The 23,313-nt window shown below is 39.1% G+C and carries 19 protein-coding genes; 2 read left to right on the top strand and 17 right to left on the bottom strand.

The genetic code is table 11. The annotated features are described in order from the left end of the window. Window positions 1-145: 145 nt before the first annotated feature. The 11 genes from rpoE to GMD78_RS14795 form a co-directional block, all read right to left on the bottom strand. A complete protein-coding gene (gene rpoE, locus GMD78_RS14845) occupies window positions 146-685 on the bottom strand; it encodes a DNA-directed RNA polymerase subunit delta (protein WP_343042347.1) in 540 nt (179 codons plus the stop codon). 588 nt (window positions 686-1,273) lie between these two features. Beyond that, window positions 1,274-4,516: a fused isobutyryl-CoA mutase/GTPase IcmF gene (gene icmF, locus GMD78_RS14840; protein ID WP_155669656.1), complete on the bottom strand. Its 3,243-nt coding sequence runs from the start codon at window positions 4,514-4,516 to the stop codon at window positions 1,274-1,276. Between the two features lie 30 nt (window positions 4,517-4,546). Continuing rightward, on the bottom strand, window positions 4,547-5,164 hold the full coding sequence (locus tag GMD78_RS14835) for a TetR/AcrR family transcriptional regulator (RefSeq protein ID WP_155669654.1): 618 nt from the start codon (window positions 5,162-5,164) through the stop codon (window positions 4,547-4,549). After that, window positions 5,154-6,101 (bottom strand): methylmalonyl Co-A mutase-associated GTPase MeaB, encoded by a 948-nt coding sequence (gene meaB, locus GMD78_RS14830; RefSeq protein ID WP_155669652.1) that lies wholly within the window; start codon window positions 6,099-6,101, stop codon window positions 5,154-5,156. Before meaB ends, GMD78_RS14835 begins: the two co-directional genes overlap by 11 nt. A gap of 18 nt (window positions 6,102-6,119) precedes the next feature. Continuing rightward, window positions 6,120-7,259: an acyl-CoA dehydrogenase gene (locus tag GMD78_RS14825; RefSeq protein WP_155669650.1), complete on the bottom strand. Its 1,140-nt coding sequence runs from the start codon at window positions 7,257-7,259 to the stop codon at window positions 6,120-6,122. A 15-nt stretch (window positions 7,260-7,274) separates the two neighbouring features. After that, window positions 7,275-8,411, bottom strand: a complete 1,137-nt coding sequence (locus GMD78_RS14820) for an acyl-CoA dehydrogenase (protein ID WP_155669648.1) — start codon at window positions 8,409-8,411, stop codon at window positions 7,275-7,277. Between the two features lie 210 nt (window positions 8,412-8,621). Continuing rightward, entirely contained in the window at window positions 8,622-9,473 is an 852-nt protein-coding gene (locus GMD78_RS14815) for a 3-hydroxybutyryl-CoA dehydrogenase (protein ID WP_155669646.1), read from the bottom strand. 139 nt (window positions 9,474-9,612) lie between these two features. Then, on the bottom strand, window positions 9,613-10,797 hold the full coding sequence (locus tag GMD78_RS14810; protein ID WP_155669644.1) for an acetyl-CoA C-acetyltransferase: 1,185 nt from the start codon (window positions 10,795-10,797) through the stop codon (window positions 9,613-9,615). 278 nt (window positions 10,798-11,075) lie between these two features. Beyond that, on the bottom strand, window positions 11,076-13,181 hold the full coding sequence (locus tag GMD78_RS14805; protein WP_155669641.1) for a (Fe-S)-binding protein: 2,106 nt from the start codon (window positions 13,179-13,181) through the stop codon (window positions 11,076-11,078). Between the two features lie 284 nt (window positions 13,182-13,465). Next, window positions 13,466-15,136 (bottom strand): arginine--tRNA ligase, encoded by a 1,671-nt coding sequence (gene argS / locus GMD78_RS14800; protein WP_155669639.1) that lies wholly within the window; start codon window positions 15,134-15,136, stop codon window positions 13,466-13,468. Further along, window positions 15,133-15,564, bottom strand: coding sequence for a YwiB family protein (locus GMD78_RS14795; RefSeq protein ID WP_155669637.1), 432 nt, complete (start codon window positions 15,562-15,564; stop codon window positions 15,133-15,135). Before GMD78_RS14795 ends, argS begins: the two co-directional genes overlap by 4 nt. 201 nt (window positions 15,565-15,765) lie before the next feature. Here GMD78_RS14795 and GMD78_RS14790 point away from each other — a divergent pair, with 201 nt between their 5' ends. Beyond that, on the top strand, window positions 15,766-17,826 hold the full coding sequence (locus GMD78_RS14790) for a transglycosylase domain-containing protein (protein WP_155669635.1): 2,061 nt from the start codon (window positions 15,766-15,768) through the stop codon (window positions 17,824-17,826). Between the two features lie 5 nt (window positions 17,827-17,831). Here GMD78_RS14790 and GMD78_RS14785 read toward each other — a convergent pair whose 3' ends face one another. The 4 genes from GMD78_RS14785 to GMD78_RS14770 form a co-directional block, all read right to left on the bottom strand. Next, window positions 17,832-18,149: a hypothetical protein gene (locus tag GMD78_RS14785; protein ID WP_196493837.1), complete on the bottom strand. Its 318-nt coding sequence runs from the start codon at window positions 18,147-18,149 to the stop codon at window positions 17,832-17,834. A 282-nt stretch (window positions 18,150-18,431) separates the two neighbouring features. Then, on the bottom strand, window positions 18,432-18,956 hold the full coding sequence (locus GMD78_RS14780) for a YwhD family protein (RefSeq protein ID WP_155669631.1): 525 nt from the start codon (window positions 18,954-18,956) through the stop codon (window positions 18,432-18,434). Between the two features lie 144 nt (window positions 18,957-19,100). After that, window positions 19,101-19,607, bottom strand: a complete 507-nt coding sequence (locus GMD78_RS14775) for a YwgA family protein (protein WP_155669630.1) — start codon at window positions 19,605-19,607, stop codon at window positions 19,101-19,103. Continuing rightward, window positions 19,597-20,913 (bottom strand): HD domain-containing protein, encoded by a 1,317-nt coding sequence (locus tag GMD78_RS14770; protein ID WP_155669628.1) that lies wholly within the window; start codon window positions 20,911-20,913, stop codon window positions 19,597-19,599. The genes GMD78_RS14775 and GMD78_RS14770 overlap by 11 nt, the downstream gene beginning before the upstream one ends. Before the next feature lie 99 nt (window positions 20,914-21,012). On the opposite strand from GMD78_RS14770, the gene GMD78_RS14765 reads away from it, so the two are divergent. Further along, window positions 21,013-21,876, top strand: a complete 864-nt coding sequence (locus tag GMD78_RS14765; RefSeq protein WP_155669626.1) for a lipoate--protein ligase family protein — start codon at window positions 21,013-21,015, stop codon at window positions 21,874-21,876. Window positions 21,877-21,944: 68 nt separating this feature from the next. Here GMD78_RS14765 and GMD78_RS14760 read toward each other — a convergent pair whose 3' ends face one another. Then, window positions 21,945-22,592, bottom strand: coding sequence for a hypothetical protein (locus tag GMD78_RS14760; RefSeq protein ID WP_155669624.1), 648 nt, complete (start codon window positions 22,590-22,592; stop codon window positions 21,945-21,947). Beyond that, window positions 22,579-23,103: an RNA polymerase sigma factor gene (locus tag GMD78_RS14755; protein WP_155669622.1), complete on the bottom strand. Its 525-nt coding sequence runs from the start codon at window positions 23,101-23,103 to the stop codon at window positions 22,579-22,581. The genes GMD78_RS14760 and GMD78_RS14755 overlap by 14 nt, the downstream gene beginning before the upstream one ends. Between the last annotated feature and the right edge of the window lie 210 nt (window positions 23,104-23,313).

Here is a 23,313-nt window from a genome sequence, read left to right as displayed (position 1 = left end):
GAATCGTGTTTTTTCTATTTTCCTTTTAAAACAAGAAAAGCGCCTCCCCAGATAGGGAAACGCTTTGTTAACTAAATTTAAAGAGCCCAATAAGAATTGTACTCATAAGGTGTAAAAAAGTCAAGCGTGCTTTTTTAACCTGTATTTACTTCTCTTCCTCTTTTGAATCATCGTCTAATTCCTCATCATCTACCTCGTCGAAGTCTTCATCTTCTTCCTCATCAAACTCATCAAAATCGTCATCATCATCTAGATCGTCAAATTCTTCGTCTTCATCATCAAAACCATCAACTATATCTTCAACATCACCATCAACAATATCAAGGTCTTCTTCCTCGATATCCAGTTCTTCTTCTTCAAATACTTCTGCCTTTTTCTTCGCTTTCTTCTTTTTCTTCTTCGGTGCTAAATTAATTTCTTCATCAATCTGATCAACAGGGTACCAACGCTTTAATCCCCACATGTTTGAGCCTGGTGTCATAAAGCGGCCATCAATATTTAAGTCTGTGTAAAATTGATCAATGTTTTCTTCCATTTGCTTCTCAGAAAATTCTTTCATTTCTGCTACCTTTTCAAAAATATCTCTGAAGTTCATTGCTTTTTTTTCTTCTAATAATACGAGATGTGCCAATTCAATCATTGACATTGCTTTTAATTCCTCGCGGCTAAAGTTATCTAAGCTCACGTTACCGCACTCCCTTTTCTAATGTTTTTATGGCTTTTCGCCTAAGTAGTAATCTTTTATTTAAGTATTGTTCGTAATGCTGTTTAAGTAAATATAAGACAGTTAAATGATCCTTTATAAAACGCAGTATAAACCATATCATACATTATAAACAAATCATAACGGATTATGCTACTAAAAAAAATAGATTTATGTAACTTTTAATATCTTTGATACTGGTGTGCTCTAATATTTTGGCTGTTTCTCGTGGTTGTCGTGCTTTTGGTGTAGTGCGATGTAAGGCTGTCGTAGCCTCCTTTGGCCTGCGATTACTCGACCCAAAGAAAACCTTTGTCCTGCGGGAATCGGTGAGACCTCACAGTGTGCCAGTACGAGGATGCTCACTAGCCGCCCACGGCAAAGTAGACACTGTGAAAGCGTAGTGTATTTCCGTAGTGGTGTTATGAGCTGTAAGTTACTGCGCATTCTACATCAATTACTCCCTAACATTTATTACTTATCAACCTTTCAAGACACAGCCTACATATGTACTTTTTCTACCATGAAAAATTGAGAGAGCTAGGTTGCCCTCTCAATTTTTATGACATACTACATATTTCTACGATATTGGCCGCCAACCTCATAGAGTGCATTGGTTATTTGTCCAAGGCTGGCAACTTTTACGGTCTCCATTAGCTCTTCAAAAATATTACCACCGGATGCTGCGACACGCTTCAAACGATGAAGCGCTTCATCAATTTGTTCTTTATTTTTATGCTGGAATTTATGAAGCTCACTAATTTGATGCTCTTTTTCTTCTTTTGTTGCTCGAGCAAGCTCCATTGAGTCAATCTCTTCTTCTGATGGTGGATTTGGATTCAAATACGTGTTCACCCCGATGATCGGAAGTTCTCCAGAATGCTTTTTCCCTTCGTAATACAAGGACTCTTCCTGGATTTTTCCACGCTGATATTGACGTTCCATCGCTCCTAACACACCACCACGATCATTGATCCGCTCGAATTCTTGTAAAACAGCCTCTTCTACAAGGTCTGTTAGCTCATCTATGATAAACGATCCCTGCAGAGAATTTTCGTTCTTGGTTAATCCAAACTCGCGATTAATAATCATTTGAATCGCCATAGCCCGACGAACGGATTCCTCTGTTGGTGTTGTGATCGCTTCATCATATGCATTCGTATGCAAGGAGTTGGTATTATCCTGAATCGCAATTAACGCCTGTAGTGTTGTTCGAATATCATTGAAGTCGATCTCCTGAGCGTGTAAGGAGCGACCAGATGTCTGAATATGATACTTCAGTTTTTGACTCCGTTCATTCGCTCCATATTTATCACGCATCGTAATCGCCCAAATGCGTCGTGCAACGCGACCGATAACGGTATATTCAGGATCCAGACCATTTGAGAAGAAGAAGGACAGGTTTGGTGCAAATTTATTAATGTCCATCCCTCGACTTAAATAATACTCCACATACGTAAATCCATTAGCTAGAGTGAAAGCTAACTGTGTAATTGGGTTTGCTCCCGCTTCTGCAATATGATAACCAGAAATAGAAACAGAATAGTAATTTCGTACATTTTGATCGATAAAGTACTGCTGAATATCACCCATCATCCGTAGAGCAAACTCTGTGGAGAAGATACACGTATTTTGTCCTTGGTCTTCTTTTAAAATATCAGCTTGAACTGTACCACGAACAACCCCTAATGTATCAGCTTTTATTTTTTCATATTCTTCTGGGCTTGGTTCGCGACCTTCCGTTTCCTTAAACTTCGTTAATTGCTGATCAATGGCAGTATTGAAAAACATCGCTAATATAATTGGTGCTGGACCATTAATTGTCATCGATACAGATGTTTTCGGATCGGTTAGATCAAAACCATCATATAGCTTTTTCATATCCTCCAACGTACAAATGTTGACACCACTTTCGCCAATTTTCCCGTAGATGTCAGGTCGGTATGCTGGGTCTTCGCCATAAAGTGTCACCGAGTCAAAGGCTGTCGATAAACGTTTGGCGTCCTCATTTTTAGATAAGTAGTGGAACCTACGATTGGTACGCTCAGGTGTACCCTCTCCAGCAAATTGTCGAGTTGGATCCTCGCCTTTTCGTTTGAATGGGAATACGCCAGCTGTGAATGGAAAAGCACCTGGGACGTTCTCTTTTAATAACCACAGTAGTCGCTCGCCCCAATCGGTATATTTCGGAAATGCAACTTTTGGTATTTTTAACCCTGCTAATGATTCCGTTACAATATCCATTTCAATCTCTTTATCACGCACCGAAAATGTCATCGTTTCCTGTGCGTATGCTTCTTTGGTTTTATCCCATGAATCTAGTAACTTTTTAGCTTTTGGATCAAGCTCTTCTTCATAGGATCCTATTTTTTCATCTATAATACGTACAACATCATGATCTTCTAACGCTTCTTTTGCTCCATGGAGCTGGTAGAGCTTCCTAGCAATTCCACTTTGCTTTTTCGCTTCTTTATGATAGTTACATACATGAGTTGCAATTTCACGTAAATAGTGACGACGTTCATTGGTTATGATTAAATTTTGCTTTTGCGAAATTGTATTGCGATCGAAATCTACATTTTCATTCCAATTGTATTTTTCATTAAGTATGTCAACTAGTGATGCGAATAAGGCATTCGTACCTGCATCATTAAATTGGCTTGCAATCGTTCCAAATACCGGGAACTTTTCCTTATCCTGATGGAATAGCATGTGGCTACGCTCATATTGCTTTCGAACTTGATTTAATGCATCCTCCGAGCCCTTTTGTTCAAATTTATTAATGACAATAAAGTCAGCATAATCGATCATATCAATTTTTTCTAGCTGTGTTGGGGCACCAAATTCTGCAGTCATGACATACATTGACAAATCGGTAACATCCGTAATGGCTGCATCGCCTTGGCCAATTCCACTTGTTTCTACAATAATAAAATCAAAGCCCGAAGCACGAACCACGGTAATAACATCTTGAATGGCTTTGGATAGCTCACTTCGTGAATCCCTTGTTGCTAACGAACGCATATAAACTCGATCAGTAAATATTGCATTCATGCGAATTCGGTCTCCAAGTAAAGCTCCACCCGTTTTCCGCTTCGTTGGATCAATAGAGATAATGGCAATTTTTTTGTCAGGAATTTCATGGATAAAGCGACGAATCAATTCATCTGTCAATGAACTTTTCCCAGCTCCACCAGTCCCAGTTATCCCTAATACAGGTATGTTCGTATTGCCTTTCTCTTGAAGCGTATCTAATACGGATTTCTTTTCTGCCTCATCCACTTCATCATTTTCCATGTACGTGATAAAGCGCCCAATTGTTTGGCGATCTCCTTCTTTCAGTTTATCCATATCCCTTGTTACCTGTAATGGTGGGATGAAATCACATTCCTCAAGCATTTGGTTAATCATCCCTTGTAGCCCAAACTCACGGCCGTCATCTGGTGAAAAGATTCGAGATACCCCATAGGCATGTAATTCTTTGATTTCACGTGGGATGATAACTCCACCACCACCACCGTACACCCTAATGTGATCTGCTCCTAGTTCTTTTAACAGATCAATCATGTACTTAAAATATTCGACATGCCCACCCTGGTAAGAGGAAATAGCGATCCCTTGCACATCCTCCTGAATAGCAGCATGAACAACTTCCTCTACTGAGCGGTTATGGCCTAAGTGGATCACCTCTGACCCGCTAGCTTGTAATATTCTTCGCATAATATTTATAGAAGCATCATGACCATCAAAAAGACTTGATGCCGTTACAAATCGAACATGATGTTTCGGTGTGTAAACTTCTACTTGTTGCATTAGTAAAGCCCCCTTCTTATAGCGCTTTCTTTATTCCTCAATAGATAATGCTTGCAGAAGATAACGAATCTGCAAATCAATATATTCTTCAAGCGTAAATTGTTTTTGGAGCATCCATCTTCTAAAGCCCCACATCTGCCCTTGGACAATCGTATTGTTAGCTAAAAGTTCGGCGTCTTTTTTGGAAATTTTGTTAGGTAAACAGGTTACAATCGCTCGTTCTAACATCCCTACCATGTCACGTTCCTTTTGTAATACATATTCCTTTGTGTCCTTTTTCAGTGATTTTACCTCCTGATACATGATGAGGATTTCTTCTTGCATCTCATCCATCAGTACAAAATAGGAACGAAGAATCGTCACTAAAGTATCCACGGACGGTTTCTCCAAATCAATTGTTGCCTCTAATCGTTCACGTACCTGTTCATAAATCGAATCACATACTAAAAACAATACATCTTCTTTCGTTCGAATATATTCATACAGTGTGCCGATACTGAAACCAGATTCTTTGGCGATTTCTCTCGTTGTTGTTCGGTGAAATCCTTTTTCTTTAAACAGGGTGATTGCCCCTTTAATCATTTGACTGCGTCGTTTTTCCACTAACTCCCGATCTTTTACGGAAGAAAGGACTTCATTATCCGCCATGTTTGGTCCCCCCTTCTCGTTTCCACTTTTCAAAACATGTTTTAGCGAGCATGTACGGATCATCATTTGGGTCGATAACTGGTAGGTCATTACGTGCTTCAATGAATTGCTTCACATCCCGCCAAATTTCTTCGCGAATTAATTCATACACTTCTAGTTGCTGCTGCTGTGTACGGCGAACCTTTCCTGCTTCCGTATGATATAAAAATTGTTGATGTGCTTGGATTTTCTCCCATAGCTCATCAATCCCCTTATTTTCTGTAGAAATGGTTTTCACAATTGCTGTCTCATGATGCTCTGTCATGGTCATCATGACAAGCTCTCGTAACAGTGCTTTCAGTTTTCCAACACCATGTAAATCCGCTTTATTGATCACAAACAAATCGGCAATTTCCATAATGCCTGCTTTAAATATCTGCAGTACATCCCCACTATTTGGTGTAAGCACGACGGCTGTTGTGTCTACGATTTTCATAATATCGAGCTCTGACTGACCTACACCAACTGTTTCAACAATAACGACATCAAAGCCATAGGCATCACAAATTCTTACCGCATCCTTTGTCGTTCTCGCCAGCCCACCGAGACTACCCCGCGTAGCCATACTTCGGATATACACTCCATCATCGGTAAAGTGTTCATTCATTCGAACACGATCACCTAGTAATGCCCCACCACTGAACGGACTGGTTGGATCAACCGCAATCACAGCAACGCTTTTTCCTTCTGCACGTACATGAGATATTAACCGATTGACTAGTGAGCTCTTTCCAGCACCAGGTGAACCTGTTAACCCGACATAAATCGCCTGCTTTTTCATTGCAAAAATATCGCTGAGCAGTTCGAGTTTTTCCTCATGATCATTTTCTACCAATGTAATTGCTTTCGCTAAAGCCCGTATGTCCTTTTTCTTGATCCGTTCAACTAGTGGGTGCATTGCTTATAAACTTCCTTTCTATTTGGTTACCATTCTTCCAATCACAAGTCGTTGTACTTCTTGAGTTCCTTCATATATTTGAGTAATTTTCGCATCACGCATATAGCGTTCTACCGGGTAATCTTTCGTATAGCCATAACCACCAAATACTTGAACCGCCTCTACTGTGATACGCATCGCAGCATCCCCAGCAAAAAGCTTCGACATGGCAGAAGCTTTCCCATATGGGAGCCCCTCTGACTCAAGCCAAGCTGCTTGGTAGGTTAATAGACGAGCAGCTTCTACTTCGGTTGCCATATCAGCTAACTTAAAAGAGATCCCTTGATTATGTGCAATTGGCTTACCAAACTGCTCACGCTCTTTTGCATACCCTGTGGCAGCATCTAGTGCCCCTTGTGCAATCCCTAGTGCTTGGGCAGCGATCCCGTTACGACCACCGTCAAGTGTCGTCATGGCAATTTTAAAGCCTTCTCCTTCAGCACCTAGTAAGTTCTCTTTCGGCACTCGACAATTTTCGAAAATCAACTCGGTTGTTGGCGATGAACGAATCCCCAATTTTTTCTCTTTTTTGCCAAACGTAAATCCTTCTGTACCTTTTTCTACAATAAATGCACTGATCCCTTTATGTTTCGCAGCCATGTCGGTTTTTGCAAAAACAACGTAGATATCAGCGACACCGCCGTTAGTGATCCAAACCTTGTTCCCATTTAATACGTAATGGTCACCATCTAACTTAGCAGTTGTTCTCATCGAAGCAACATCACTACCTGCACCAGGTTCAGATAATGCATATGCACCTAATGCTTCTCCTGTTGCCAAACGATAAAGGAAGTTCTTCTTCTGTTCTTCATTTCCGTATTTATAGATAGGCCAGCTCGCTAAGGATAAATGTGCGGATAAAGTAACCCCTGTCGAAGCACAAACGCGCGATAGCTCCTCTACTGCAATGACATAGCTGACATAATCAGATCCAATCCCACCATATTCCTCTGGCCATGGAATACCTGTTAAACCAAGTTCCGCCATTTTATCAAAAATCGCACGATCAAATCGCTCCTCTTCATCACGCTCTGAGGCTGTTGGTTCTACTTCCTTCGTTGCAAAATCGCGAACCATTTTACGTAGCATTTCTTGTTCTTCTGTTAATTGAAAATTCATTATTAGCTCCTCCTTTTAGTCCCTAAGTAAGTGTTTGGCTATTACAATATGTTGAATTTCATTTGTTCCCTCATAGATTTCTGTTATCTTAGCATCACGGAAATATCGCTCAACTGGATAATCCTCGGTATACCCATAACCGCCATATACTTGAACAGCCTCAATAGCTGTCCTCATGGCCGTTCTCGAAGCATACATTTTCGCCATCGAAGCTTCCTTGCCACATGGGATGTTTCGTTGAACCATTGATGCAGATTGATAGACTAATAGTTTGGCAGCCTCAACTTCTGTTGCCATATCTGCAAGCTTAAAAGAAATTCCTTGATTATGTGCAATTGGCTTACCAAACTGCTCCCGTTCCTTCGCATAGGAGGCTGCAGCTTCTAGTGCCGCTTCAGCTATCCCTAATGACTGTGCCGCAATACCAATGCGCCCAACATTAAGGTTAGCCATGGCAATTCTAAAACCATCGCCTTCCTTGCCGAGGAGCTGCTCTTTCGGTACTTTACACTGATCAAAGTTTATTTGAACCGTACTGGAACCATGAAGGCCCATTTTCTTTTCTTTCTTACCAATGACAAATCCTGGTGTATCTTTTTCAATGATGAAAGCACTAATATCATTCGGGTTCTTACCTGTACGAGCAAACGTAACATACGTATCCGCATAGCCACCATTTGTAATGAAGATTTTGGAGCCATTTAAAATATAATGATCCCCATCTTTTTTCGCTGTTGTTTTCATACTTTTTGCATCAGAACCAGCATTAGACTCTGTTAAAGCAAACGCCCCTAAATATTCACCAGTTGCTAGCTTCGGTAGATAATGCTTCTTTTGTTCTTCTGTTCCAAAATACAAAATTGGATTGGTACCAACAGATGTATGCACAGATAAAATAACACCTAATGTTGCGCTTACTTTGGCTAGCTCATGGATCGCAATAATGTAGGAGGAGTAATCCATACCCGCTCCACCATACTCTTCTGAGATCGGAATTCCCATTAGTCCCAGCTCACCCATTTTTTTAATGATTTCTGTTGGAAAACGGTCCTCCGCTTCCATCCGCGGAATTTCCTTCGCAACCTCATTTTGAGCAAAATCGCGAACCATTTTACGCATCATCTCTTGTTCCTCTGAGAAATGTAGGTTCATAGGAGAACCCCCTTTCTTGTTGGTATGTAGGTTTTGGTTGGTGCGTTTGTTGCTTGGGTTGGTGCGCTTGTTTTTGGTTAGTGTGCTTGTTGCTGGTGTGTGTCGCTCAAGTTTTGGCGCTTGTCGATCAAGTTTCTGCTTTATGGATCAAGTTTTTGTGCTTGTCGATCAACTTTCTGCACCTGTTGCTCAAGGTTTTATTCACGAGACTTAGTTATATTCGTAAAAACCTCGACCTGATTTCTTACCTAGCCAGCCTGCTTTTACGTATTTACGTAGTAATGGGCATGGGCGATATTTGCTGTCACCAAATCCTTCGTATAGTACTTCCATAATATATAGACATGTGTCTAGTCCGATAAAATCAGCTAATGTTAATGGTCCCATCGGGTGGTTCATGCCGAGTTTCATTACGGTATCAACATCCTCTGGTGTGGCAACACCTTCATATACGGTGTAGATTGCTTCATTTATCATTGGCATAAGAATTCGGTTGGAAACAAACCCTGGAAAATCATTCACTTCTACTGGAGTTTTACGTAATTCGTTTGTCATATTTTCAATAGCTTGATAGGTTTCATCACTAGTCTGTAATCCGCGAATAATTTCCACTAGTTTCATAACCGGAACAGGGTTCATAAAGTGCATACCAATAACTTGGTCCGGGCGTTTTGTAACCGCGGCAATTTCCGTTATTGGTAGGGAAGATGTATTGGATGCTAGGATGGCATGCTTAGGTGTAATCTCATCTAACTGTTGGAATACCTTTGTTTTTACATCCATGTTCTCTATTACCGCTTCAATTACTAGATCACAAGATTTGGCATCTTGTAACTGAGTGGATTTTGTTAAATTATTTAATGTATTTTCCTTTTCTTCTGCTGTGATTCGTTCTTTATCCACTGCACGGGTCAAAAGTTTTTCTATGTTTGCTAAACCTTTATCAATCGCTACTTCATTCATATCATTTAATAGAACATCAAATCCTGCCTGCGCACAAACTTGCGCAATTCCTGACCCCATTTGGCCAGCGCCTATTACCATTACTTTTTTAATTGACATTAGGTAGCCTCCTCGTATTGTAGTTAGTTGGTGTCGATGCGCTTGAGATGTTAGATTATCAATCTTTGTTTCGAGCGTTATCGACCTTCAACCCATTCACCTTCCACAAAATCCTCACCTCAACGCCATATCCACATCCTTATTTAGGGACTTCAATTAAAATTGCGTCTCCTTGACCTCCACCACTACAGATAGCAGCAATTCCTAGTCCACCGCCACGGCGTTTTAATTCATGGATTAGGGTTAAAATAATGCGAGCACCACTTGCTCCGATTGGATGTCCAAGCGCTACTGCTCCACCATTAACATTAATTTTTTCTGGATCAATATCTGCAATTTTTCCACTTGCAAGGGAAACTGCTGCGAATGCCTCGTTAATTTCATAGAGGTCGATGTCTTCTTTTGTATAGCCTGTTTTTTCTAGTAACTTATTAATAACTAGACCAGGTGTTTGCGGGAAGTTTTTTGCTTCCACAGCAACTTCTGCATGCCCTAACACTGTAGCCATTGGCGTTTTACCAAGTGCTTCTGCTTTTTCATCTGACATCACAACAAATGCGCATGCCCCATCGTTTACGCCAGGTGCATTTCCTGCTGTGATTGTTCCATTTGGATCAAAGGCTGGACGCAATTTCGCTAAGCGTTCCACACTTGTATCTTTACGTGGAGCTTCATCAGAATCCACCACTACTGGATCCCCCTTACGCTGTGGTACTTCTACTGGTACAATTTCTTCGGTAAATTTGCCAGCCTCAATAGCTTCGACTGCACGTTGATGACTGCGATAGGACCATTCATCTTGTGCTTGTCGTGTTAGTCCAAACTCTTCTGCTGTTGAGTTTCCATAGTTACCCATATGAACACCAGTGAATGAACAAGTTAAGCCGTCGTGAATCATAAGGTCTTTCACACTTTTATCGCCCATACGATTTCCCCAACGGGCATCTGGTAAAATATATGGTGCATTCGACATGCTTTCCATCCCGCCAGCAACAATTACGTCTTCTTCTCCAAGACGAATCAGCTGGTCTGCTAGAGTGACGCTTCGGAGACCAGACGCACATACTTTGTTAATGGTTTCTGTTTTAACTTCCCATGGAATTCCTGCTTCACGAGCTGCTTGACGTGAAGGGAGTTGACCTTGACCACCTTGCAGAACAGTTCCCATAATTACTTCGTCAATCTCAGAGCTCTCTAAACCAGCACGTTCAAGAGCTTCACGAATAGCTTTTCCTCCTAGCTGGGAAGCCGTAAAGGATGCTAATGCTCCGCCAAATTTGCCAAAAGGGGTTCTTGCTCCAGAAATAATAACTGTTTTTCTCATAAAAAAATTCTCCTCTCCTATTTTTTATGCAAAGTCATGATGACGCTTTCTTTTTTCGATTGAACGCTCGCTCAATCTATATGTTTAATAAAGTGAAACTTCATTCAGCGGGGGTTTTCTTCATCCCCCACTGAATGTTAGTTGAACCAATCGGACATTTACGAGCAGTTGATCCCCCACTTATCCTTCTTCACTTCAAAGTCTTGAAGTGGGGGTCTTACTGCCCGTTATATGCGAGATAAAAGGGGTTCTTTCTTTTGTAGAACCCCTCGTTAACATTAAGCCGTTTTTTCTTCCTCTTCCACTAATACGGATAATGCTAGAATTTCAGCAACATCCAATGTACTAATGTCTTCCTCTACTTCTTTCGCTTTTGTTCCATCACTTAACATGGTTAAGCAATATGGACATGCACTTGAAATCATCGTAGGTTCAACAGCAAGTGCCTGTTCTGTACGAGCAACGTTAATGCGGTTACCTGTTGTTTCCTCCGTCCACATCAGACCACCACCGGCACCACAGCACATGCCATTTTCACGGTTACGATCCATTTCTACGAGCTCTAGTCCTGGAATAGAACGTAAAATCTCTCTCGGTGGATCATAAACTCCGTTATACCTTCCTAGATAACAAGAATCATGATAGGTTAATTTTTCATTAATTGCACGTTGAGCTTTCAGTTTACCATTCATTACGAGATCGTACAGCATTTGTGTATGGTGATAAACCTCTGCTTCAAAGCCAAAATCAGGATATTCATTTTTGAATATATTATAGGCATGTGGATCAATCGTAACGATTTTCTTCACATCATTTTTCGTAAATTCTTTAATATTCTTCTCAGCGATTTCTTGGAATAAAAATTCATTCCCGATACGGCGCGCTGTGTCACCTGAGTTCGCTTCTTTATTTCCTAGGATTGCAAAGCTAATTCCTGCTTGGTTCATTAATTTAGCAAATGCAAGAGCAATTTTTTGACTACGGCTATCGAATGAACCCATAGAGCTTACCCAGAATAGATATTCAAAATCTTTTCCTTCTTTTTTCAGCTCTTTAACAGTTGGTATATATGCTGTTTCATCCAACTCGCGCCATTTGATACGATCTTTTTTCGATAATCCCCAAGGGTTACCTTGACGTTCAATATTCATTACTGCGCGTTGAATGTCGGAATCCATTTTCCCTTCCGTCATTACAAGATAACGACGAAGGTCAATGATTTTATCAACATGCTCGTTCATAACTGGACAAGCATCTTCACAATTACGACACGTTGTACATGCATTAATTTCTTCTTCTGTGATGACATCACCAATTAGGCTCATACTTTGCACAGTAGCTGCAGCTTCATTTTGTCCGGAGCTTGCTAGATTCCCTTGCGTATTTGAAAAGGCATACGCTGGAACCCATGCTGATTTACCAGTTACAGCTGCACCCTTTTCAGTTAAGTGGTCACGGATTTTTACCATTAAATCCATTGGTGAAAGCATCTTACCTGTTCCTGATGCTGGGCAAACATCGGTACAACGACCACATTCTACACATGCGTAGAAATCTATCATTTGGATCTGCTCAAAGTCTTCTACTTTTCCGACACCAAATGAAATTTCTTCTTCATTTTCTTCTTCATCGATCTCAAATTCTATTTTTTTCAGTTTTCCTGGTACACGTTTACTAAAAAAAACATTGATTGGTGCTGCAATTAAGTGGGCATGTTTGGATTGCGGTACATAAACTAGGAACGTTAGTAAGGTAATTGTATGTACCCACCATGCAATATAAAATAGTGTAATTGCTGCAGTTTCTGGCAACCAAGCAAATGCACTAGCTATTAAACTAGCAACTGGTTCTGTCCATGTGAAATCTTCTCCGTGCCAGATTAATGCCATACCATTTCCAAATAACACAGATAGCATCAATGTGCCGATAAAGATCAGTACTAATCCTGCTTTAAATCCACGCTTGAGGCGGACTAATTTCTCAATATAACGACGGTAGAATGCCCAAATTACAGCTACTAATATCGTTAACGTAACAATTTCCTGGAAGAATGTAAATCCAGGGTAGAAAATTCCAAACGGTAAGTGGCTACCTGGAGATAATCCTTTCACAATCATATCAATGGCACCAAACTGAACTAATATAAAGCCATAGAACATCATGACGTGGATTGTTCCAGATTTCTTATCCTTTAAAAGCTTCGACTGTCCAAATACAATCGTTATAATTCGATTAATCCGTTCTTTTATATCCTTATCAAATTCGGACTTTTTTCCAAGCTTAATATAAGCTACTCTAGTTGCTACAACTTTGGCAAATAAATATAATGCATATACAGTTATCGCAACAAAGGCCACTGCATTTATTACCAAAAGATTATCCATCAGCCATCCCCCTCATGTGTATTATAACGAATAATGATAACGATTTCACTTTTCAGAAAAATTTTTTCGAAATTTTTTTATGTTGTTTGCCCCATTAAAGATAGAAAAGTATTATGCTTTCCTACCACCCTAGTTGTCCCCCTTCTTATTGATGTTATTATATACTACTATAAATTATGAATGATCATTCAGTCAACCTGTTTTTTGTTGTGATGGTAATCCTATTACCATCACAGCCAAATAATAGAAAAAACCCCCACTTTCATAAAAGTGAGGGTTGTTGATTACATTTTCTCTGGTGCGGTAACACCCATTAAGTTAAGTCCATTTGCTAATGTGATGCGAACAGCTTTCATTAATGCAATACGTGCACTGGTTAATTCTTGGTTATCCACATCTAACACTTTCTCTGCATTGTAGAAGCTGTGTAATAATGATGCTAAATCAAATACATATTGTGTCACCTTATGTGGTGTATGTTTTTCTGCTGCTTCTGCAATCATTTGCGGGAATTCGCCTAGTTTCTTCAATAGATCTAGCTCTTTTTCTGCTGTTAATAGACGTTGATCAAATGTTTGATTAATATCTATTCCCTTTGCTTCAGCCTGTTTTAGCATCGTGCAAATGCGCGCATGTGCATATTGCACATAATAAACAGGATTGTCATTAGATTCGGAACGAGCAAGCTCCACATCAAAATCAAGTTGTGAATCATTGGAACGGGCTACAAAGAAATAACGAACTGCATCAATGCCAACCTCGTCCATTAACTCTCTTAGTGATACAGCATTCCCTGTCCGTTTACTCATCCGTAATTTTTCACCTTTATCAAACAGATTTACCATCTGAATAATCTTCACTTCTAATGTATCCGCATCATATCCTAGTGCTTGGATCGCAGCTTTCATACGTGGGATATAACCATGATGGTCTGCTCCCCATACATTAATTAATTTATTGAAGCCACGGTTTAATTTATTTTGGTGGTAAGCAATATCTGGCGTTAAATACGTATAAGCACCATCGTTTTTCACTAAGACGCGGTCTTTATCGTCACCAAAATCTGTTGAACGGAACCAAGTAGCGCCGTCTTGCTCATAAACATACTTACCAGCTTTTAATTTTTCTAGTACGTCGGTAATTTCGTCATGTTTATATAGACTTCTTTCAGAGAACCAATTATCGAATTCTACGCGGAAATCTTTTAAATCAGCTTCAATTTTACCTAATTCATACTTCAATCCATATTCCTTAAAGAAAGAAAGACGTTCCTCTTCATCCCTAGTTGCCCATGTATCTCCGTGTTCTTCAGCTAATGATTTCCCAATCTCAACGATGTCTTCTCCATGGTAACCATCTTCTGGCATCTCAGCATCTTTTCCAAGTGCTTGTAAATAACGAGCGTTTACCGACAATGCCAAATTATCAATTTGGTTTCCAGCATCATTTATGTAATACTCTCGCTCCACCTCATAACCAGCTGTGGCAAGCACATTACATAAAACGTCCCCAAATGCCGCACCACGCGCATGCCCTAGGTGTAGGTCTCCAGTTGGGTTTACGGATACAAACTCTACTTGGACTTTTTCCCCTTTACCGAAGTCCGTTTTCCCATAGTTTTTATCTGCCTTAAGGATCGTTGGGATCAAATCTGTTAGGAAGTCATTTTTCATGAAAAAGTTTATGAATCCAGGACCTGCAATTTCTACTTTTTCAATGGAAGCTTTTGATTGATCAAGATTTGCAACAATATCCTCAGCAATTTGTCTAGGTGCTTTTTTTGCAATTCGAGCTAATTGCATCGCTATATTTGTTGCAAAATCGCCGTGCGCTTTATCCTTTGGCTTTTCTAAAATAATTTCAGGTAATTCTTCTTGTGTTGCTAATTCTGCATGTAAAACTGCGGCACCTATCTGTTCTTTTAATGTGCTTTCGGTTTGTGCCAAAACGTTCATTGTGTATCCTCCTCATTGAACGTCAACATTAATTCATGTTTCCGTTCAGCTTGTCCATTTAATTTTACTTTATAATCAATTGTTAATTGACCAGATCTTGCATTATCTGTTGAGTGGTAACTAATATTGTCCGTAAAAGTTTCCATATGAATATTTCCATGCGGATGCTTAAAAACATTTTCTGTTGTTTGATTGGCATGAAATTGTTGATGCATAGAAACCGCTCCAGACCGTTTGATACTAACCTTCTCTTGTTGAATCGTAATCAAATTTTTAATCATTTGCTGATCTTCGGTTTTCTCTTCAAACGTGAGCACATCCATGTTTTGCTTTTGATGCAGCATTCCTTTTTGCTTTGAGGTATTGTGCTCTTTATGTCCATTATCATCAATGGTAGTCCTTAGTTCTACCATTACTTGTCGACCCATGATATCGCCTCTTTAATTCTTATATAATTTACTATTATAGCGATAAATAAGGGCATTTATCAATCATTGCATGTCAGTTTCTTTATTTTTTTCGAATTTACGATATAGAAGACAGCTAGAATAAGTTTAATTTCCTATCAGTTTTCCCATAATGGATATATATAATATCCTACAAATTTCTACAAAATTGGAGACTTCGCGATGGGAAAATCATTTCTTTCAAAAAAGGTATCAGCATTATTAGTAAAACTCGCTTTAAGTATAGTAGCAATTGGTATCATTTTTGTAGCAGGAATATATGTGGTTGCCTATCTAATGGGACCGCCAAATTTAACAAATGAGCAAAATACCATCTATTACAGTGATTCTGGTGACGTTATTGGAGAGGAGCATGGATTAGAAAATCGCTACTGGGTGGGTTTAGAAAAAATCCCAGCCGAATTAATCGATGCTACTCTACTTACAGAAGACCAACGCTTTTTCAAGCATCATGGATTTGATATAAAACGAATTTTTGGTGCAATTATTTCAGATATAAAAACATTCTCCTTAAAAGAAGGGGCAAGCACCCTCACGCAGCAATACGCAAGAAATTTATTTCTATCCCATGAAAAAACATGGAATCGAAAACTAAAAGAAGCCTTTTATGCCATCCGACTAGAGTTATTTTATTCAAAGGAGGAGATTTTAGAAGGCTACTTAAACACTGTCTATTACGGTCATGGTGCCTACGGGATTGAAACTGCTAGTAAATACTTTTTCAATAAATCTGCTGATTCATTAACACTTGCAGAAATTGCCATGCTTGTTGGAGTTCCAAAAGGTCCAACATATTATTCCCCTTTAAACGATGAAGAAAGAGCAACGAATAGACAACAGCAAATACTATCAGCAATGTTTCATGAAAATATAATTTCGGAAGAAGAATATTATTTAGCAAAACGTGAAAATTTAGAGTACACAAAGACTCGCTTAGCAAACCAAAATAATATTGGACCATATTTTCAGGACACAGTATTAAATGAGGCGGCAAATCTATTGCAGATTGACATGGAGTCGATCCGCTCTGGTGGATATCAAATTCATACGACCTTACATATAGATGCACAGCAAGCATTAGAAGAAAGTATTGCAACAGCAATTCCAGATAGTAGTGACATCGAGGTTGGATCGCTAGCCATTGATCCAACGACTGGTGCAATTCGGGCTATGGTTGGTGGACGTGACTATGAGAAAAGTCCTTTTAATCGAACGATTCAAGCAAGGCGAATGCCCGGGTCTACCTTTAAACCTTTTTTATACTACGCTGCCCTCCAGCATGGCTACACAGCTAGCACCATGCTCATGAGTAAACCAACAGCATTTGAACTCGAAGATGGAAACGTCTATCAACCAAGTAACTTTAATGACTATTATGCCTATGAACCAATTACACTAGCACAAGCTATTGCATTATCGGATAATGTCTATGCCGTAAGAACAAATATGTATATTGGCACAAATACATTGATAGATACAGCAAAACAATTCGGTATCCATAGTGATTTACCAAATGTGCCTTCGTTAGCTCTTGGCACGGGTGCTGTCACAATGAAAGAAATGATTACCGGCTATGGCATGCTAGCAAATGGTGGTAAACAAATTAATAGTTATACAATAGAAAAAATTGTTGACCGGGAAGGAAATACGATTTATGAACGAGATCATTCAAACAACAAACTCGTTCTTGATCCCAAAAAAGCATTTATCCTAACCCAATTGTTAACAGGGACCTTTGATCAAGAACTAAATGGGTATACCGCCGTGACTGGTTCATCTATATCGGATCATCTGACAAGAACATATGCCGGAAAAACAGGATCTACTAATCCAGATAGCTGGATGATTGGATACAGCCCAAACCTCGTTGCCGGAGTTTGGACAGGCTATGATGACAATCGTTCCATTGACAATCCCCAGGAAAGAGCCTATTCCAAAAAAGTTTGGGCAGGATTTATGGAAGAAGTGCACAAGGAAATGCCCGAGGAACACTTTGATGCACCTGCAGGACTCGTTGCCGTACCAGTAGATCCTGAAACCGGCTTACGTGCAACCCCCTACTGTGATGCTAGTACAGTCATGTTTTTTGAAAAAGGAACCGAGCCTGAAAACCACTGTCTAGAGCATTTCCATGAAGGTGATGACGGACTGGGTGAAGAAGAGGTTGAAGAAAGTGATGATAAAGGTGTCTTTGAGAAGTGGTTTGAGGTGTTTTTTGATTAGTTGAGTTAATAGGGAGTTGAAGTTGGGAAGCTGCGGGGGGATGTTTGGGCGTTTGTGGCTGATGCTTGGGTTTGTGTGTCCGATGTTCGGGAGTGTCCGATGATTGGGGATTTGTGTCCGATATTCGCGCGCTTGTGTCCGATGTTTGCGCGCTTGTGTCCGATGTTCTCGCGCTTGGGTCCGATGTTCGCGCTCTTGTGTCCGATGTTTGCGCTCTTGTGTCCGATGTTCGCGCGTTTGTGTCCGATGTTCGCGCGTTTGTGTCCGATGTTGTCACGCCAGTGTCCGATAGTTTCCCTCATGTGTCTGATGTTACAACTCACACGTTCGATCCCTAGGTTTACGCGCCTCCCCCAACAAAATTTACCAAAAACAAAAGCAGCCAACTCACTCGTAAGGTCCGTCTTACGTTTGAGTCGGCTGCTTTTTTGTCCTAGTAATACATGAGTAAGCCCATGTATACATATTTTACAAACTTCCAAACAAAAGTACAACATTTCTGCTAAATATTCATCATTCAGTCACAAAATGTTCAAAGTTTTTAATCCCAACATTACCATTGTTTACCAGCCTGTAAACTCCGCGGACAACCTACACTATCGTGTTTATTCAGGAAGCGCATTTTTTAATTCATCTGTTGAGTTTTCCCAAAACTCTGGATTAAAATCGACTAGAAAATCACGAAGCAATCGCTTTGAATGATCATCCATGTGATCTACAATAATTTTACCTTTTAGCGATTTTTCCATATGTGTTACATGCTCTGGCATTGATTTGTAGGCACGTTTAATTTCGCGGTCTACACGAATTTCGCTTCCTGCAACCCCAGCATAGTATGGCTGACCATTTTTATTGCGGTTTACATTAACCCAAACGATCCAGTATAGCTTTCCATTAGGAACAGCGTCCTTATCCGGTAAAAATTTCACACGGCGTTCTACATCACTTCTTGCATGCATCGCACCCATATCAACATAAGCTTTATTTTCGTTCGGGTCGACGATTACAGATGACATGTTCTCCAAGCTAATCGCTCCAACTCCATAACCACCATGTCCATCATTGGAATCGTCTTTTATAATTGTAAATGAATTATTCTTCTTTTTTTCTGAAGATTGATCTGAACTCATACGTGATCCTCCTTCTCTTATACTCCAACTTTAGCGTCCAGCAACTAGTGCACCATCACATATAGACGCTTATGCTTTTACTACTGCTATCCATTGTAGCATAGTTCGAAAGGCAATTTCACGTTTTCACTATCCGTAGATGATTTACTGTAATAACCCTTGCTTTAGCTCATCTATAAATGTCCATGCTTCAGCAATTTCTTCTTCGCTATAGTTTTGCTTCGGTTTAACCGTTTGAATTTTTTCCTCTACTTCCGCTCGAGATAGATCATGGAAATATAGCATGGTAGATACTAGCTCCAAAAAGCGAGCACTTTTTCCATTTAGCTTCGTTACTTGTGCTTTATAGTTAGGCATGTCCAAGGCAAATTGATTTAGGAATTCAAGTCCATCATTGGTAATTTGATAATGATATTGATAATAATTGCTTTTCTCTTCCTTTTTCTCTTGGACGAAACCTAAATTGCAAAGCTCCTCAATTCTAAGAGAAAGCTCCTCTGAATATGGACCATAAAAGTGAAACTGATATTTTTCTTCAAATGGCATCCCTAAAGACTGTAAAATATAAATCATTTTTTGCAATTTTTTTCTTCCAGTCACTTCTTTTGCCTCTAAAAAGAATTGCATTAATTTGGCATGATTATTTAACATCAAATACATCTCCTTGACCATAGAGTATTTCTTTTATCTCTTTTGCTTTGTCTTGATCTGCGATTTTATCTAGGATGTCTTTGGGAAAATATAATTTATGATCGGTACGCTTTTTGCCCGAAATAGATTCCACAATATCTGAATGTCTAGAAAGTTCCTTTAAGCTTCCATCTGGCATTAATAAATGAATCGGTAATCTTTCTTCCTCTTCTCCTGGACGATAAAAATCATATGGCAAATCTGAGGATGAATCAACAACTAAATAGTACTCCGGATCGATACCTATTTCTAAAAATAATTTATGAAGCTTCATCCACTCGTTCATTTGTTTATTCGGATTAAATTCAACATATTTAAAGAGACGTCGGTTAATAAATCGTTCACAAAGGTCACTAATTATCTCGTCATCTTCTTCCTGCCACAATTGGAAATAGTAGTGGACAATACCCTCATCTAATTTTAAATATTCCTCCAAAGACACTTCCCCTGAGAAAAAGGAAAGGAAATGTGTTGGCTTCAATTTAAATTCATAGTTATTCTCATATAATTCCTTAGCACGGTGTAAAATTTTTGATAAAATAACCTCTGCACTGCGTGTTACTGGGTGGAAGTATACTTGCCAGTACATTTGATAACGACTCATAATATAATCTTCTACTGCATGCATTCCAGAGGACTTAATAACAACCTGATCCTCCGTTGGGCGCATCACACGTAGAATTCTTTCCATATCAAAATGTCCATAGCTTACACCTGTAAAATAGGCATCTCGTTGCAAATAATCCATACGGTCGGCATCAATTTGGCTAGAGATCAAGCTAACTACCAACTTATCTGAGTAAGTTTTCCCAATAACATCGGCAACATCTTGAGCAAAACCGGGACGTACACGTTCTAATATTTTATGAACATATGTATCTCCTAAAATGATTTGCTGGGTATAATGCTCATGGTCTAGTTTAAATACCTTTTCAAAGGAATGAGAAAATGGACCATGTCCTAAATCGTGTAATAATGCAGCACACATACATAGTAAGCGTTGGTCATTATTCCAATGTTTACGATCTTTAAAGTTATAAATGATACGGCGTACAATTTCATAGACGCCTAGGGAATGATTAAAGCGGCTATGCTCGGCACCATGGAACGTTAAGTTCGTTGTTCCAAGTTGTTTAATTCTGCGTAGCCGTTGAAATTCTGGTGTTGCAATTAAATCCCATATCACTCGATCTCGAACATGAATATAGCGGTGAACTGGGTCTTTAAACACTTTCTCTTCATTCAGTTGTTCATCTTTGTATGCCATTCATTTTCATCCCGTTTCTTTTCGACGATTTTGTTATATTATATAATAGATACATTAGGGAAAAAAGACGTAATTCGGAACTTTTCAGGAGGAGTTGTCATGAAGAACTGGCAAGAAATCATACACCATACGACATTTAGATACATTGACCATTCAGAAGAAAATTTTTTTCAGGATGTGTCGAATACTGCATTAACATCATTTGCGATCGATGATTCCCTGGCAACTTCTGTCAGCAACGGAGATTCTCCTCCCACTGTTAGATTATGGGTTCACCCCAAAACCATTGTGTTAGGAATCCCGGATGCCCGCCTTCCTTATATTGAGGACGGGGTAGAGCTATTATCTAATGCAGGTTACCATGTTGTCGTACGCAATTCTGGTGGACTTGCTGTTGCATTGGACGACGGTGTATTAAACCTTTCATTAATACTTCCCGGCGTAAAGGACCTTTCCATCCATGAATGCTATGAAGCAATGGTAAACTTCATTCAATATATGTTACGTGATCTGACGAATGATATCAAAGCTTATGAAATTGTCGAATCCTACTGTCCTGGAGATTATGACTTAAGCATTCATGGGAAAAAATTTGCTGGTATTTCTCAGAGACGGATTAAAGATGGAGCAGCCATTCAAATCTACTTAGATGTAGAAGGAAATAGCTTCGAACGAGCAAGTCTTATTCGGAAATTTTATGATATCAGCAAAAAAGGAGAAGAGACAAAGTTCACGTACCCAAATGTGAATCCAAATGTGATGGGATCATTATCTGAGTTATTGGGAAGAAAAATGACAGTTAACAAAATGAAAGAAAGAGCATATGCAGCAATTAGTGACCTAAGCGAACAAATCAATCAACAACCTTTCACTGAGCAAGAGATTGCAGTCTTTGAAAAGCGGTATGAACAAATGGTAAAACGAAATGAGCAGATTGAACGTATTGTTAAGAGTTCTAACTAAATCTATAAAGTTAAAACGCATGGAACATAATCATCCATGCGTTTAAACATACAAAAAATGTTCATTAATCACTGATTTTCGTCGACAATCGTTACATCCAAGTTCGAGGCTGATTCACCATTAATTTCAAACAAATATTCCCTTTCATTAGATAGATTAAGTGTAAATTTATCTATTGGTATTCTTTCACCACCCATTTCTATCGGTTCTACGATAACAACCTCTACATCGATTTCCCCAACTAAGTGAAAATCTGTTTCGAGAAACTCAAACGCAATTGATTCCCCTTTTTCTACTGTCGATCCATCTGCATTTGAAGCTCCTTGTGTTACTTTCAAAACTTCACTTTGATAGATCTCTAGTTCAAGGCCATAAATATCAATTTCTGTATCGTTTATTACTTCGATCGTTACACGATCCTGGGGCGAGTTTTGTAATGAAGAATGTGTTTCATTTAGATTCTCGCCACTTCCTGGATTTTTTACTGTATCATTAAACAGCGGAGTAATAAATATCATGAATATAACTGCCATAACCGCTGAAGTAACATAAAACTTCCATGGAATTGACCTTTTTTTAGTAGTTGATTTTGATATTCTTATTTTCTGATTAATTTCATGTAACATATCGTTCTGTTCCTCTTTCGTCATGCTTAGCTTTTGATTCATAGATTTAAATCTAACGTCAAGATTGTTATTATCATCAAATCGATTCATGAACATATCCCTCCTTTTGCAATTCCTTTTTCAAAGCTTTCATCCCTCTAAAGAGATTGACTTTCACTTTATTCTCTGTCCAATTAAGTACAACTGCGGTTTCAGCTATTGAAAATTCCTTAATCTTTCTTAGGATAATAACATCTCGATATGTACGCTTGATGTTACTAAGTGCTATGTATAGCTCCTGTTCCGTTTCATTTAACACCATTAATTGTTCTGGAGTTTCATCTGCTGCTGTAATAGATAGAGGTGAATCCAAAAAATAAGCTATAGGTTTTTTCTTTCTGATATAATCAATTGTTAAATTTCTCGCTATCCGGAATAACCAGCTTTTCGGATTCCCACCCTGAAAGGAGTTATACCGGTTGTAAGCACGCAGGAAGGTATCCTGGACAATATCCAACGATTGATCATGATCACCAATCATTAAAAAAATATATTTGTATATATCATTACTATAAGAATGATACCAATCATTAATTTGTTGTTGTATATCGTATCGATACAATACAGCACCTCATTTCATATTTGTTTTTTTGTACTTTACCAACGGATGAATGGAGAAAAAGTTACACTTAATTTTTCTTAAAAACACTCTGTTAGTTAGGTACATAAAATAATAAGTGAATTGACTACTGCCAAACGATTATACTTTCCTATCCGCAGACGAAAAAAAGCTTGCAGTTTATTTCACCGCAAGCTTTTTTCAGGTAAGATT

This window comes from Ornithinibacillus caprae, from assembly GCF_009728145.1.
In the GTDB taxonomy this organism is placed as follows: domain Bacteria; phylum Bacillota; class Bacilli; order Bacillales; family Amphibacillaceae; genus Ornithinibacillus; species Ornithinibacillus caprae.
Note: the sequence above shows the minus strand (reverse complement) of the source record. Positions and strands in the feature narration are given on the sequence as shown.

Coding starts and splice junctions, on each gene's coding strand:
- meaB (WP_155669652.1), bottom strand. CDS start 6,101: ATGCACCCACTAGTTGAACGGATCAAGAAAAAGGACATACGGGCTTTA.
- GMD78_RS14815 (WP_155669646.1), bottom strand. CDS start 9,473: ATGTCAATTAAAAAAGTAATGGTAATAGGCGCTGGCCAAATGGGGTCA.
- GMD78_RS14770 (WP_155669628.1), bottom strand. CDS start 20,913: ATGGCATACAAAGATGAACAACTGAATGAAGAGAAAGTGTTTAAAGAC.
- GMD78_RS14760 (WP_155669624.1), bottom strand. CDS start 22,592: ATGAATCGATTTGATGATAATAACAATCTTGACGTTAGATTTAAATCT.
- GMD78_RS14790 (WP_155669635.1), top strand. CDS start 15,766: ATGGGAAAATCATTTCTTTCAAAAAAGGTATCAGCATTATTAGTAAAA.
- GMD78_RS14775 (WP_155669630.1), bottom strand. CDS start 19,607: ATGTTAAATAATCATGCCAAATTAATGCAATTCTTTTTAGAGGCAAAA.
- GMD78_RS14780 (WP_155669631.1), bottom strand. CDS start 18,956: ATGAGTTCAGATCAATCTTCAGAAAAAAAGAAGAATAATTCATTTACA.
- GMD78_RS14825 (WP_155669650.1), bottom strand. CDS start 7,259: ATGAATTTTCAATTAACAGAAGAACAAGAAATGCTACGTAAAATGGTT.
- GMD78_RS14795 (WP_155669637.1), bottom strand. CDS start 15,564: ATGGGTCGACAAGTAATGGTAGAACTAAGGACTACCATTGATGATAAT.
- GMD78_RS14805 (WP_155669641.1), bottom strand. CDS start 13,181: ATGGATAATCTTTTGGTAATAAATGCAGTGGCCTTTGTTGCGATAACT.
- icmF (WP_155669656.1), bottom strand. CDS start 4,516: ATGCAACAAGTAGAAGTTTACACACCGAAACATCATGTTCGATTTGTA.
- GMD78_RS14765 (WP_155669626.1), top strand. CDS start 21,013: ATGAAGAACTGGCAAGAAATCATACACCATACGACATTTAGATACATT.
- GMD78_RS14835 (WP_155669654.1), bottom strand. CDS start 5,164: ATGGCGGATAATGAAGTCCTTTCTTCCGTAAAAGATCGGGAGTTAGTG.
- GMD78_RS14810 (WP_155669644.1), bottom strand. CDS start 10,797: ATGAGAAAAACAGTTATTATTTCTGGAGCAAGAACCCCTTTTGGCAAA.
- GMD78_RS14820 (WP_155669648.1), bottom strand. CDS start 8,411: ATGAACCTACATTTCTCAGAGGAACAAGAGATGATGCGTAAAATGGTT.
- argS (WP_155669639.1), bottom strand. CDS start 15,136: ATGAACGTTTTGGCACAAACCGAAAGCACATTAAAAGAACAGATAGGT.